Source organism: Neobacillus sp. D3-1R (genome assembly GCF_052180215.1).
Classification (GTDB): domain Bacteria; phylum Bacillota; class Bacilli; order Bacillales; family Cytobacillaceae; genus Pseudoneobacillus.
In genome coordinates, this window is the sequence record NZ_CP197471.1 from 1,345,426 (window position 1) to 1,359,260 (window position 13,835).

The window sequence follows — 13,835 nt, forward strand, 5'->3', positions numbered from 1 at the left end:
TCCCCCCTGATCATTCGACTAGTTCATAGTCGGCTTAACCGAATGTTTAACGACATTCGGTTTTTTTTGCTATAATGGCGTTAAAATGAATTTCAGGGAGGGAACGAAACGAAATGGATTTTAACTTAAGAGGAAAATCAGTTTTAATAGCTGCATCAAGTCAAGGTCTTGGACGAGCAATTGCGGAAATGTTCTTAGCAGAAGGTGCAAATGTCATGATAAGTGGCAGGGAAGAGGATAAATTAAAGAATGTTGCAACACAGTTGCAAACCAATTCGAATGGAACGGTCTATTATAAAAAGACAGACATTACTAAAGCAGAAGATATTGAGTCGCTGGTTGCTGAAACAGTTGAGAAATTAGGAACGATTGATATCCTTATTAATAATGCTGGTGGACCTCCTGCAGGTAATTTTGAATCGATAACAGATGAGGATTGGTATAAATCATTTGAATTAAATTTATTATCCTATGTTCGAATGATCCGTGCAGCCTTACCATACTTGAAAAGGAATGGTGGGAAAATTATTAATATTGCATCCACATCTATTAAAGAGCCAATACCTGGTTTAATATTATCGAATACCTTTAGAACAGGTATAGTAGGACTAGCAAAAACCCTTTCTCAAGAATTTGCACCCTATAATATTCTTGTTAACACTGTAGCGCCAGGAAGAATCAATACGGACCGTGTGAAACATCTAGATGAAGTAACTGCTAAAAAACTTGGTTCAACTAGGGAAAAAGTTGAAACAGAAGCGAAAAATAATATTCCTTTAAATAGATATGGTAGCCCAGAAGAGTTTGCTAAAGTCGTCGTCTTTTTAGCATCTGATGCAAATGCTTATATGACGGGAAGTGCGTTTCTAGTTGATGGTGGTATGGTGAAATCAATATAAATTCATCAATACTGTTTAATTAACTTATATAAGGGAAAGCTATATAATGCGTAAAATTGCGAGAGAAAAAAAGACTAAGTTCTGATAACTTGGTCTTTTTTTTGTTAAAATAAATTTAGACTTTAATATATATATTGGGGTGGAGAGAATGATGAAAAATAATGAAATTGTCATAGGATTTATTGGTTTAGGTGTAATGGGGAAAAGTATGGCTAAAAATCTTCTTAAAGCTGGGTATTCTCTAGTGGTTTCAACACGATCAAAAGAAAAGGCATTAGAAGTAATCGAAGCAGGAGCTAAATGGTTAGACACTCCAAAGGATATTGCAAATGCTGCAAATGTTGTGATAACAATGGTCGGTTATCCAACTGACGTTGAGCAAGTTTATTTTGGAGAAGAAGGACTTATCTACAATAGCTCTAAAAATACATATCTAATTGACATGACTACATCTACACCAACACTCGCAAAAAGGATATATCATGAAGCTAAGGAAGTTGGTATATTTGCTCTTGATGCACCTGTATCCGGCGGGGATATTGGGGCAAGAGATGGTAAGCTTGCTATTATGGTTGGTGGGGATGAAGAAGCCTTCGAAGCAATGCAGCCCATTTTTGAGATACTTGGAACTAATATCACTTACCAAGGACAAGCAGGTGCAGGTCAACATACAAAAATGTGTAATCAAATAGCCATTGCTACTAATATGATTGGTGTCTGCGAAGCGATCATCTATGCTGAAAAAGCAGGGTTAAACCCTGAAAAAGTACTTCAAACCATTTCATCTGGTGCTGCTGGAAGTTGGTCATTATCCAATCTTGCACCGAGAATTATTCAAGGAAATTTTGCCCCTGGATTTTATATAAAGCATTTTATTAAAGACATGAAAATAGCTCTTGAAGAAGCAGAAAAGCTTGAAATGAATGTTCCAGGACTTTCATTAGCCAAAAACATGTATGACCGCCTAGCTGAAATGGGCGAGGAAAATAGTGGTACACAAGCCTTATATAAGTATTGGCAACAGCAAAACTAATCGAATAAAAAGATCTCCTCTTTTTCATAATAAGTTTGTAAGGAAAAAGGGAGGTAACACTATGGCTAAAAGAACTAAGAAAAACGATGCAGATCAAAAAAATAAAAAAGGCTTTGACTCTGCTGTTTTAAACCAAGAATTTGCTCATGAATTTGGAAGTGCTGCTGCTAACAAAGTTCATAAAGATAAAGCAAAAAAAGAAAAAGCATCTAAAAATAATGGTGAATTTAAAGGATAATTTTACTTTTACTCAAAAAAAATGCCCGATTAAGGGCATTTTTTTATAGCTTTATAAATTGTTCTATTCGATTTAACCCTTCTGTTAAGGTATCCATGCTATATGCATAGGATAGACGGAAATATCCTTCTCCGAGTGTAGAAAAGGCACTACCCGGAACGACTGCAACCTTTACCTTATCAACCATGGATAAGCAGTAGTTCATAGAGGTAATATCCGAATTTGGAATTTTGATAAAAAAGTAAAATGCTCCATCCGGTTTAATCACTTCAAATCCCATTTCAACCAGACGATGATAAACATAGTTTCGTCTCTTTTCATATTCATCCTTCATTGGAAGAGCATCATCTATTCCAATTGTAAGTGCTTCTAAAGCTGCTGCTTGTGAAATGGTAGTGGCACAGGTTACATTATATTGATGTACCTTAAGTATATGTTTTGAAATATCCTCTGGAGCAAACAAAAGGCCAATTCTCCATCCGGTCATGGAATGAGACTTTGATAAACCATTTATGACGATTGTTTGCTCCCTTAGAAAGGTAGCGATAGATGTATGTTGTTGCTGATAAATCAATTCGCTGTATATTTCATCTGCGAGAATAAAAATATCCTTACCTCTTATTAATGTTGCAATAGCTTCTAATTCGTTTTTTGTAAGACTTACTCCAGTTGGATTAGAAGGGTAAGGAAGGACAATACAGCGTGTTTTGTCAGTTAAATATGGTTTTATAACATCTGCAGTAAACCTAAAATCGTGTGGGCGAATATCAGCATAAACAGGTGTTGCTCCACATAAACGAATGATCGGCTCATAGCCTGGATAAACAGGGCCAGGTAAAATAACTTCTACATCTTCTGATAAAATGGTCCGGAAAGCAATGTCAATCGCTTCACTGGCACCCGTAGTAACTATTATTTCTGAATCAGGATTATATTCTAATCCATATTTTATTTTCACAAATTGAGAAGCTGCCCTTCTTAATTCAAGTGTTCCTGCATTATGTGTATATGTAGTGAAATTTTCATCAATGGCTTTCTTTCCTGCTTCTTTAACATGATCGGGAGTTGGAAAATCTGGCTGACCTATGGTGAGGGAAATCATATCCTTTGTCCCAGAAACAAGATTGAAAAATTTGCGGATTCCCGAAATTTCTATGTTCTTTACCTTTGGATTAATTAAATGTTCCACTTTCTGCTTCATCCTTCCGCATTGTATAATATTCCTATTTTAACAGTTTAAGGTGAATATTTCATCGTTAATATGATATCTGTTAAAGAAAACATGATGATGCTATAATGGGAGAAATATCCATTACTTAAAGGGGGATTATAGATGGGAAATTATGAAACACAGCAGGAGCAAAAGAGGGTATATGCTGGGTTCTGGATTCGTTTTGTGGCTAGTTTGTTAGATAGTATTATTGTAGGCATTCCTATTGCCATTATTATGATTATCATCATGATTAGTGTATTTGGAGCAGCCGTAGGATTTGATGTTTTACTTGATCCTGCATACATGGAAAATGAAATGACAGACGAACAAGCTTTACTCTTTATTGGGGCGTACTTGCTATCGATTCTAGTAAGTTTTATCCTCACAGTGCTATATTATGCAGGCATGCACGCATCCAAATGGCAAGGAACCGTAGGGAAAAAATTACTTGGTTTAATTGTTACCGATATAAAAGGTCAGCGTATCTCATTTTGGAGAGCATTCGGCAGATATTTAGCTATGGCTTTTTTATCTTCCATCTTTATGATTGGTTATATTATTGCAGCCTTTACAGAGAAAAAACAATCTTTGCATGACCTTATTGCGGGAACCGTAGTTTTAAAAAAATAAATTATAAGAGGATTATGCAGTAATTGTATGAGGGGGAAATAAATTGAATCTACAAGAAATTAGGATGCATTACGTAAATTATCAAGAGTGGCTGCAATCTCTTATGAATGTAAATGATGAAAAATGGTATGCTCCAATTGCTGAAAATAAGTGGTCGACTGCTGCTGTTATTTCCCATCTATTATCATGGGATAAACACTCGTTAAATGAAAGATTTCCGCATTTTCAGGAAGGTGTTAAACAAGAGGGGTATCCTAATTTCCAACACGTAAATGATACAGCGAAAGAATATGCACATAGCGGAATCACAAAGGAACAACTAATCAATGAAATAATAGAGGGAAGGCAAAAATACTTCCAATATATTGACCAATTTACTGAAGAGGATTTAAGGATTAGATTTTCAATTGGCGAACATTCTTTAACCGTAAAGGAATATTTTGAGGACTTTATTGGACACGATCTACATCACCAAAAACAAATTATAAACGCCATCCAAGTTTCATAAAAGCTGTTTTCGTATAGATTGTGGTTTTCGTAAAAATCCCTATCTATTAATTAGGTCTTTCGTGGTATAGTAAAAGAAGCTAGGGATGATGAAATAGGAAGGACGCATTTATATGGAAAACAATAAAGGGATATTATTAGAAAGCGGCACAAACGAACTTGAAATCGTAGAGTTTTGTATTGGTAAGAATAAATTTGGTATTAATGTAATCAAAGTAAAAGAGATTATTCATCCAATTCCGGTTACTTTTATTCCCCACGCACATCCAACTGTAGAGGGTATAATCGAACTTAGAGGTGAGGTTTTACCAGTAGTAGATGTAGCCCGTTCTCTTGGCTTACCACCTTCAGAAAATCCTCAAGATGATAAATATATTGTAGCGGAATTTAATAAACAAAAGATCGTATTCCATGTTCATTCCGTTACCCAAATCCACCGCATTTCATGGCAGGAAATAGAAAAACCTTCCGAAATGTACCAAGGTCAAAATAGTCAGGTAATTGGTGTTGTGAAATTAAGGGGAGAAATGGTTCTTTTACTAGATTTTGAGAAAATTGTCGTCGATATTAATCCTGATTCAGGTATTAATGTCCAACAAGTAAAAAAGCTAGGTAAACGAGAGCGTTCAACTAAACGATTATTGGTAGCCGAGGACTCACCGCTTCTTCGTAAGCTATTATTTGATACACTATCCGAAGCCGGGTTCGATCAAGTAGAGTTTTTTGAGAATGGTAAAGATGCGATTTTTTATCTAGAAAGCCTCGTTGAAGAGGGGAAGAACATTGTAGATGAAATTCAATTAGTCATAACGGATATCGAAATGCCACAAATGGACGGTCATCATCTTACTAAAAGAATAAAAACTAACCCAAATTTAAAAAAGCTACCAGTTATCATATTTTCCTCATTAATTACAGATGATCTAAGACATAAAGGGGAAATGGTAGGAGCTAACTATCAAGTAAGTAAACCTGAAATTGCAGAATTAGTCCTTAAAATTGATAAATTTGTGCTCTAAAGGAAAAAAGACGTGCCACTTTAATTGCACGTCTTTTTTATTTCACTATCCCTCTATTAGCTCTCCAATTTCTACGGTTGAACGTTCTTCTAATGGCCCTCTAAGATGAACTGTTGCAGTTCGGCCGTCCTCATTTAGTTGATCTATCCATACAGATGTCCCATTGTACTTTACTTCAATATCAGCAGAAGAAGATAATATCTGTTTTACGCGATTTGCATCCATATTTATCACCTCATAAAAATAATCATACAGCTATAGTTTCTTACTAATTTTTGTATTTTATACCTAATTATAAAATGGAAAAAGGTTGTCCCTTTGGGCACAACCTTTAATAGCTTTCTCCAAGTTTTTTAAAAACAGGCTTATGATAATTTTTAGGGGATTTAGGATGGGATGCGTCTTGGTCCTTTATTCCTGTATAAGAATGTAAAAGTTTTTTTGCTTGGTTTAAAGAGAGTGAAGATTTTGGATTTCGAATGTTTTCATCAAGCTTACCTAGATGTGGAAGCTCAGAGAAATCTGTTTTTGTTGGGGGGATGTGAAAGGTATATTGATCACAAACCACTAAAACGTCCGATCTTTGCTGGCTCTTCCCAGGGTTCTGAGAAAAGTGAAGTCCCACTTTTTTAGCTTTTCCTTCTCTTAAGAGTTTTTTTAATGCTTCATGCTTTAAAAGATAAAGTTGTTTTGGATTCGGAGCCGTTTTGGCGTGTCGATTCACAGTGAAGATTGCTTGAGAGAGGTTGCTTATTGTTGGTTCTAATTGGTGGGGGATTTTTATTTTCCTATCCACAATTATAGCTCCTTTCATTTGTTATTCATATTTTATTATATCTATTTTTTATAAAAATAAAAATCTAATAATAAAAGAATCATTCTACAAAATTTTTACCGAATTTCTCTTACTGGCTATATCTTTAAATGCAGAGAAGAAAAATCGGTAAAATTTTACTAAGATAGCGAAGATAAATAATTTTAATAGTTAGCCGATAATAATATATATAGCAAAATAAGGATGGTTCGATGAATAAACTAGAAGATATTCTTACTGCTGGAATTCAAACAAATAAAAAAATAGAGAAAACGATTATTGATATTATTTTCCGGCATGTTAAAGATGTGGTCTTTATTATGAAAGTAGAAAAAGGACCGAAATTTAGATATATGTTTGCCAATGAATCAGGTTTAAACAAAGCTGGAATTAATCAAAACTCAATTGGGAAGCTAATAGAAGAGGTTATTCCTCCAGATAGGGCTATCTATCTCCAAAATGAATATGAAAGATTAATGAAAGAAGGTAAGACCACCGTTTTTTCCGATGAACTCATAATAGAAAATGGTGTAAAGGTATATGGAGAAACCATTTTAACTCCAGTAAAAAATGCAAAAGGAGATATACAATTTGTAGTTGCTGTTACAAGGGATGTAACAGAAAATTTAATTGAAAAAAATCGACTAGTTGAAAGTGAACAACATTATCGCTCCATTGTTGATCATAATTTGGATGGGATTTTTTCAATTAATCTGGATGGCATTATTTTAGAGGCCAATCCAGCAGCCTATAAATTAATGGGATATACAGAAAAACAACTAAGAAATCGATCCATATTTGATTTTGTGTCGGACCATGATCAAACCAATCTTAAAAATATGTTGCAGCAAACAGAATCAGGTTATTCTTTAGAATCATTGGACTGTCGTTTTAACCATCAAAATGGTAATCAGTTGACTGTCCATATAAAAACAGTTCCTATCATTATTCATAATGGGATAAAAGGAATCTATGTTATTACTCGTGACATCTCTGAACAAGCCAAAAACGCCGAAACCTTAAAATATATGGCTTTTCATGATCAACTAACAGGGTTATTAAATAGACGTGCACTATTGGATGATTTGAATAATGAAATCTTTTTAGCTAAGGATTCAAAGAAAGAGTTTGCCTTATTATCCATAGATTTGGACCGCTTTAAATATTTAAATGATACACTTGGTCACCTTATAGGAGATGAAATATTAAAAAAGGTTGCAACAAGACTAATTAGTATACAATCACATGGTGTTCGGGTTTATCGACAGGGTGGAGACGAATTTATGTTGTTACTGCCGAACATGAACCGTCAAGAGGTTTCTCGAGTTGCTGAAAAAATACTATCAAGTTTTACTTCCTCGTTTTATATCAATTCAAAGGAATATTATATATCCCCAAGTATTGGTATCAGTTTATACCCATATGATGGTAGGGACTCAGAATCATTAATAAAAAATGCAGATGAAGCTTTGTTTCAAGTGAAAGAACGTGGGAAGGCACACTATCAGTTTTATCGCTCAGATATGAATTCAACCATTCATAATGTTGTTTCTTTAGAAACGCATTTACGAAAAGCCATTGAAAAAAAAGAACTTACTTTGTATTATCAACCGCAGATTGATTTGGAGACGATTCAAGTCAAAAGCTTTGAAGCTCTTATTCGTTGGAATTCTTCTGAGTTAGGTTTTATTTCACCAGGGGAATTTATCCCTTTAGCAGAGGAAACAGGTCTTATTATCCCAATAGGTAATTGGGTTATTAAAACCGTTTGTAAGCAAATAAAGAAATGGAATGAAAAAGGCTATAACCAAATTCGGATTGCCATTAATATCTCTCCAAAACAATTTCAACAAACCAATTTGGTACAAACCATTAAAGCAATGATTGACTTTTATCAGATAAAACCCGCTTCTTTAGAAATAGAAATAACAGAAGGGGCAATGCATGATAAAAAAGAGACAATACCTGTATTAAAAAGTTTAAAAGAACTCGGTGTTAGCATTTCAGTAGATGATTTTGGCACGGGTTATTCTTCTTTAAGTTATATTAAACAGTTCCCGATAGATGTCTTAAAAGTTGATCAATCTTTTATACGGGATATCCTCTTAAATGAAAAGGACGCAGCCATAACTAGTACAATCATTCATTTAGGAAGAAGTCTCGGATTGGAAGTGATTGCCGAAGGAGTCGAAGTGGCAGAACAAGTGGAGTTTTTATTAAAAGCAAAGTGTCAAAAGGCACAAGGATTTTACTTTGCAAAACCTTTAACACCTGAAGATATTGAAAAAAAGTATTTAAACTAAAATTATAAAAGGAAGGTAGTTATTTTATAAGGCTCTTTTCTGAAACTTTGTTGCTTTTTGAGACTAATAAATAGGCATTTCACGATATAGGGTGTTAGACTCATATGGAAATGAAGAAAAGAGCTGATCACTTATTAAGAGATCCTGTAAAAATCCGGCTTTAAGGATTTTTACGAAAACCACAATCTATACGAAAACAGCTTTTTATAATGAAATAACAAGCCTTCCTTTTTATTTTAACGATTGTAATGTAAAAACAGCTATCTCGGGCTTGGACATAAATCGGAATGGCAAGCGTGTCGTTCCTATACCACGATTTACATAAAGCTTTAAATGATTAATATTATAAAAACCTTCTCGATATTTTCTTGCATACGGAGGGGTAATAAGAGCACCTACAAAAGGAATTTGAATTTGGCCACCATGACTATGTCCGCTTAATTGAAGTTGTACACCGTATTCTACCGTTTGATCAGCAAGGTCTGGAGCATGGGAAAGTAATATTTTGAATTGATCATCAGGGATATTATGTAAAGCCATATCAAAATTGGGGTTACCAAGCATGGCATCATCTAAACCAATAATATATATACTGTTTTGATCCAAAAGCTTTATCTCAAATGATTTGTTTAATAAAATTTGAAAGTTGGAAAGCTCCATAATATTTTTATATATATTCGATCCGTAACCTCCATGATCATGGTTACCATAAATAGCAAATTTCCCAAAGGGGGCTTCCAGATCCTTTAATAATGGAATAATTTCTTCCTGGTGTGAATATTGGTTAGGTGCATCCATTAAATCTCCAGTAAAAAATATAACATCAGGTTCGAGTTTTTTAATCACTCTTAGCATTTTTTTGAATTGAACTAAATCGTATTGAAAACCAAGATGAGTGTCACTGAATTGAACGATCTTAAACCCATTAAAGCTTTTTGGAATATCATTATGTTTAATCGTATAGGAATTAACCTTTAATAATCTTGGTTCAATTTGATGGGCATAAAAATATCCCCCATAACCAGTACCAACAAGTGTTAATAGTGAACCTATAACTTTTCTTAGAAAAATTCTCCTTGAAACCTTTTTAGGCATAAAAAAACCAACCTTACATTCATTTTTCCTTTTAATACTAACAAAGATATGTATGAAAAAGAAGTAAAATATCTAACCAGATTTGAAATAAGTATTTTTGTTCTAAATTATTAGAATATTCCCTAAATATGTTATAATGAAAATGAATGATGATTCATTTTGGAGGGATTGGATGAAAGGAAAAGTAGCTATTATCACTGGTGGTTCAAGTGGAATGGGTAAGTATATGGCAAAGGAATTTGTAGAAAAAGGTGCAAAAGTAGTTATAACAGGGCGAAGTATAGAAAAATTAGAAATGGCAAAGAATGAAATTGAATCAGTAGCTGGACATGTACTTCCTATTTCAATGGACGTTCGAAATATAGAGGATGTTAGAAAAATGGTAAATGAGACCGTTCAAACATTCGGTACGATCGATTTTCTAGTCAATAATGCAGCTGGGAATTTTATTTGTCCAGCTGAAAAATTAAGTGTTAATGGTTGGAATTCGGTTATTGATATTGTACTAAATGGTACATTCTATTGCAGCAGTGAAGTAGGTAAGTATTGGATTGAAAAAGGGATAAAAGGAAAAATGATAAACATTGTCGCTACATATGCTTGGAATGCCGGTGCTGGAGTGATTCATTCTGCAGCTGCAAAAGCAGGCGTTTTGTCGATGACAAGAACCTTAGCTGTAGAATGGGGGAAAAAATACGGCATAACAGTCAATGCTATTGCTCCTGGGCCAATTGAACGGACAGGAGGAGCAGAAAAACTTTGGGAATCAGAGGAGGCAGCTCGGAGAACCTTAAATAGCGTACCTCTTGGTCGTCTGGGTACACCAGAAGAAATAGCAGGCCTGGCTGCATTCTTATTCTCAGAGCATGCGTCATATATTAATGGTGAATGTATTACGATGGATGGAGGACAATGGCTAAATCAGTTTCCATTTTAAAAAATAATTGGGACCAAAAAGAAAGTTTTTCTTTTTGGTCCATCATCATCATCTATAACTAACTGCTCTAGAGTGTAAAGCTTTCCAAGAAGCAATAAATTGTTGCTTATTTACTTTTACCTTTTTTCTTCCTGATAATGGGTCATTTAAATAAACAAATCGATTATCATAACCCACTAAAACAACAGCGTGAAGGTCAAGAGGAGTTTTAATCGTTTGGGTGCCATGTTTCCAAGATTCCCATCTATCGGGTAATCGATAATCCCCTGTAGTCCAAACAACGACCGGATACCCCTTTGATACATGTTCGATTACCTTATCAAATGATTGGTTCGTTAAATTAACTGCTCTTCCCGGTAAATATTCATTAACCAAACGTTCAATTGGTTTATCAAATACAGCATACCCTGCATTCCTTCCAGTCATGTCTCCAACAAATCCTTCATGGGGGTTTCCCCATTGAAGAATATCACCGCTTGATGCACGTCTTATAGGATCTGCATCCTTTTTTACTTTTCTGTAAAGCTCCATTTTGTTAACGTTAACCCCTGCATAGTTTAAAACCATCGTTAAACTTGTTACTTCACATCCATACTTTAACTCAGGATTTTGCTTAACAAGCGGTACGTTCATTATTTTTATTTGTGAAATAACCTCAACAGGTTTATCCTTGTTAGAAGAGTTGACTTCTATAGGTTGCTCTTTTTTAGGCGGATTTTGTACCTTTATATATTCACTCATCTGAGTATCTGTTGTATTCTGTATTTGTTGAGTTTTATTTTCACTATTGAGTGAAGTTTGAGATTCAGGACTAACATGGCTACACCCAAGTAGTGGAATTATTGCAGCAAAAAAATGGATCTTCTTCATGTAAGCACATCCTTTCTTTCTGCATGGTTAGTATATGTTTGAATAGAGGGATATTAACAAGATATCTATTGGAAAACGATGAAATAAGTGATAGAAGAGCACCTTAGAAAAACTGGAAGAAGAGGAGGTCTACTGATGGATGCTTTAGACATTTTGACTGACTTAGATAATGTTGCTCCTTATTTTCAGGCTATTTTTAGCGCTGATGAACATCGAATTATAGGATACGAAGTTTTTGGGAGGTATATTAGTAAAGGTGGGCCGATTAGCATAGGGTATTTTTTTGAAGATGAACAAATTCCTGAAGAATATCGATTGCTAGTGGATAATCTTGTATTAAGAAAAGCTCTTGAACAGTCTCTTTCCCTTGATGAAGATGTTATGCTATTTATTAACCGTAATGCCCAATTATTATTATATGATGAAGAAGAAAGTTTTTTGGGAATTTTACAGGAATATGAAACAAAAGGAATTCAATTAAATCGTGTCATTTTAGAAATTGCAGGCGGTTTGGAACAAGGGGACCTAGAACATTTAGACCATTTATTAAATTATTATCGTACTTATGGCATTAAAATAGCTATGGATAAGATTGGAAGCGATCAAAATGGTCAGTTAGACCGTATCGGCCAGCTTTCTCCAGAAATTATCAAGGTTGATTTAAAAGCCTTAAAATCCACTGAAACATCAAGAGCATTTCAAGATGTATTGTTTACCCTTTCTATGTTAGCAAGAAAGATTGGAGCAACATTGTTATTTGAAAATATTGAAATGGTACATCAATTACAGTTTGCTTGGAAAAACGGCGGACGTTATTATCAAGGGTATTATCTACAAAAACCTTCCGAGCTTTTCTTAAGTCGTACGTTGTTGAAGGAACGTTTGAAAACAGAAATTCATGAATTTATTACATATGAAAAAAAGAATCTTGTTTCTTTGCTTGAAATGAGAGATAAACTTCAATCAAAGCTGCAAATGATTTTAGCAAAGAATAAAAAACTGGAAACATACGATGATTGGTTAACAATCTTGAGTAAAGAATTCCATGAGATAGCATTCCGATTATATGTATGTGATGAGGATGGTTTTCAAAAGTCAGCGAATATTTTTAAACAAAATGATTATTGGGTTTTGCAAAAAGAATATATCAATAAAAATTGGAGCTGGAGACCATTTTTTCTTGAAAATATCATCTATATGAGAAAAGAGCAGAAGGGAATACTATCCGATTTATATAGTGATATTGAAATAGGAGAGTTAATTCGAACCTTTTCATTTGCAATTAATGAAAAAGATTTTTTATTTATTGATATTAGTTATGATTATTTATACGACAAGCTAAAATTTTAAAAAGAGTCCGTGTGACTCTTTTTTTATTTGAAGTTAATATTTTGTCAAATGGGGTAAATAAAAGCCAACAATAGTTATTTTCTGTCTAATGATGGCAGTTTTTTACGAACGATTTATTCTTTCTTCAGCATCGTTTGTTGTTAGAATGAATATACTCAAAGATTGGACGAGGGGGAAACACAATGAGGAAAAAAGAAGTATTTATCGCTATTTTTACTGTACTGCTCTTATTGATCATTCCTATATCCCCAAAAGCAAGTGGAAATGAATTGAAAAATCGTGATGGGGTAATGCAATTTCTTGAGGAAGCATTTCATCAACAGACCTCTTTAAGTGAGAAGGTTAGAAGTATGGAGGAAATTAATGAGGTATTAACTCCTTATTTTTCAAAGGAATACCAGAAGAAATTTCTAGATGCAAACCTTTATGCGGAGGATGGGAAATATTGTACATATGGTACTGATTTTGCTCAGTATTTCATTCCTTACCGTAGGTTTACAGAGAATACAGAAGTGGTGATGGAGTCTAAGCAAATATACGTTTTTGAATATTTTAAAAAAAATCATGAGGGTCCTGTAGGTTACGACGATCATTATGAAGGAATCTTGATAGAAAAAGTAAAAAATGAATGGAAAGTAACTGACTATTTATATAATCATATTCCCCGAAGAATCATCGACAAAGCTGAGCAAATGAAAAAGGATTCTACAAAGGTTGGCTATCAAGAAAAAGAAGAAAATTCAACTTTTCATACAAAAGACCAAAGCTTGATTACTTTAAGTGCGATCCTTCCAAAAAAAATCAATTTTTCCGTTCATTCAGACAATCCCTTTTATTCCTTCCTATTCAAAAGAAAAATAAATCATAGATTCTCTTTACTCTTTTAAAAAGGAAAAAAATATGGCTCTTTCTCACTATTTTACTTGT

General features: G+C 34.0%; 15 protein-coding genes. 10 read left to right on the forward strand and 5 right to left on the reverse strand.

The features are described 5' to 3' along the window. Nucleotides 1-113 precede the first annotated feature (113 nt). From ACSBPO_RS06830 to ACSBPO_RS06840, 3 genes are all read left to right on the forward strand, one after another. Nucleotides 114-899 (forward strand): SDR family oxidoreductase, encoded by a 786-nt coding sequence (locus ACSBPO_RS06830; protein ID WP_442599301.1) that lies wholly within the window; start codon nt 114-116, stop codon nt 897-899. A gap of 148 nt (nt 900-1,047) precedes the next feature. Continuing rightward, the gene (locus tag ACSBPO_RS06835; RefSeq protein WP_442599302.1) at nt 1,048-1,932 is read left to right on the forward strand and encodes an NAD(P)-dependent oxidoreductase; all 885 of its coding nucleotides are present in this window, start codon (nt 1,048-1,050) and stop codon (nt 1,930-1,932) included. A gap of 61 nt (nt 1,933-1,993) precedes the next feature. Then, complete coding sequence (locus tag ACSBPO_RS06840; RefSeq protein WP_442599303.1) at nt 1,994-2,170, forward strand: hypothetical protein; 177 nt, start codon at nt 1,994-1,996, stop codon at nt 2,168-2,170. A 43-nt stretch (nt 2,171-2,213) separates the two neighbouring features. Here the strand turns inward: ACSBPO_RS06840 and ACSBPO_RS06845 are convergent, their stop codons facing one another. After that, complete coding sequence (locus tag ACSBPO_RS06845) at nt 2,214-3,359, reverse strand: aminotransferase A (RefSeq protein WP_442599304.1); 1,146 nt, start codon at nt 3,357-3,359, stop codon at nt 2,214-2,216. A gap of 144 nt (nt 3,360-3,503) precedes the next feature. On the opposite strand from ACSBPO_RS06845, the gene ACSBPO_RS06850 reads away from it, so the two are divergent. The 3 genes from ACSBPO_RS06850 (at nt 3,504) to ACSBPO_RS06860 (ending at nt 5,539) form a co-directional block, all read left to right on the forward strand. Beyond that, the gene (locus ACSBPO_RS06850; protein ID WP_442599305.1) at nt 3,504-4,013 is read left to right on the forward strand and encodes an RDD family protein; all 510 of its coding nucleotides are present in this window, start codon (nt 3,504-3,506) and stop codon (nt 4,011-4,013) included. A gap of 43 nt (nt 4,014-4,056) precedes the next feature. Next, nucleotides 4,057-4,521 (forward strand): DinB family protein, encoded by a 465-nt coding sequence (locus ACSBPO_RS06855; RefSeq protein WP_442599306.1) that lies wholly within the window; start codon nt 4,057-4,059, stop codon nt 4,519-4,521. A gap of 112 nt (nt 4,522-4,633) precedes the next feature. Next, on the forward strand, nt 4,634-5,539 hold the full coding sequence (locus ACSBPO_RS06860) for a chemotaxis protein (RefSeq protein ID WP_442599307.1): 906 nt from the start codon (nt 4,634-4,636) through the stop codon (nt 5,537-5,539). 45 nt (nt 5,540-5,584) lie between these two features. Here the strand turns inward: ACSBPO_RS06860 and ACSBPO_RS06865 are convergent, their stop codons facing one another. Both ACSBPO_RS06865 and ACSBPO_RS06870 read right to left on the reverse strand, forming a co-directional pair. After that, nucleotides 5,585-5,764: a small, acid-soluble spore protein, H family gene (locus tag ACSBPO_RS06865; protein WP_442599308.1), complete on the reverse strand. Its 180-nt coding sequence runs from the start codon at nt 5,762-5,764 to the stop codon at nt 5,585-5,587. A 106-nt stretch (nt 5,765-5,870) separates the two neighbouring features. After that, on the reverse strand, nt 5,871-6,353 hold the full coding sequence (locus ACSBPO_RS06870; protein ID WP_442599309.1) for a YkyB family protein: 483 nt from the start codon (nt 6,351-6,353) through the stop codon (nt 5,871-5,873). Nucleotides 6,354-6,565: 212 nt separating this feature from the next. On the opposite strand from ACSBPO_RS06870, the gene ACSBPO_RS06875 reads away from it, so the two are divergent. Continuing rightward, complete coding sequence (locus ACSBPO_RS06875; protein ID WP_442599310.1) at nt 6,566-8,656, forward strand: sensor domain-containing protein; 2,091 nt, start codon at nt 6,566-6,568, stop codon at nt 8,654-8,656. 231 nt (nt 8,657-8,887) lie between these two features. On the opposite strand, the gene ACSBPO_RS06880 is transcribed toward ACSBPO_RS06875, so the two are convergent. After that, on the reverse strand, nt 8,888-9,751 hold the full coding sequence (locus tag ACSBPO_RS06880; protein ID WP_442599311.1) for a metallophosphoesterase: 864 nt from the start codon (nt 9,749-9,751) through the stop codon (nt 8,888-8,890). A gap of 172 nt (nt 9,752-9,923) precedes the next feature. On the opposite strand from ACSBPO_RS06880, the gene fadH reads away from it, so the two are divergent. Beyond that, nucleotides 9,924-10,688 carry a 2,4-dienoyl-CoA reductase gene (gene fadH, locus ACSBPO_RS06885; RefSeq protein WP_442599312.1) on the forward strand — a complete coding sequence of 255 codons (765 nt, stop codon included), beginning with the start codon at nt 9,924-9,926 and terminating at the stop codon, nt 10,686-10,688. 48 nt (nt 10,689-10,736) lie between these two features. Here the strand turns inward: fadH and ACSBPO_RS06890 are convergent, their stop codons facing one another. Next, a complete protein-coding gene (locus ACSBPO_RS06890; RefSeq protein WP_442599313.1) occupies nt 10,737-11,558 on the reverse strand; it encodes a C39 family peptidase in 822 nt (273 codons plus the stop codon). Nucleotides 11,559-11,693: 135 nt separating this feature from the next. Here ACSBPO_RS06890 and ACSBPO_RS06895 point away from each other — a divergent pair, with 135 nt between their 5' ends. Continuing rightward, nucleotides 11,694-12,908 carry an EAL-associated domain-containing protein gene (locus ACSBPO_RS06895; protein ID WP_442599314.1) on the forward strand — a complete coding sequence of 405 codons (1,215 nt, stop codon included), beginning with the start codon at nt 11,694-11,696 and terminating at the stop codon, nt 12,906-12,908. Nucleotides 12,909-13,090: 182 nt separating this feature from the next. Beyond that, nucleotides 13,091-13,795 (forward strand): DUF3993 domain-containing protein, encoded by a 705-nt coding sequence (locus ACSBPO_RS06900; RefSeq protein WP_442599315.1) that lies wholly within the window; start codon nt 13,091-13,093, stop codon nt 13,793-13,795. Nucleotides 13,796-13,835: the final 40 nt, after the last annotated feature.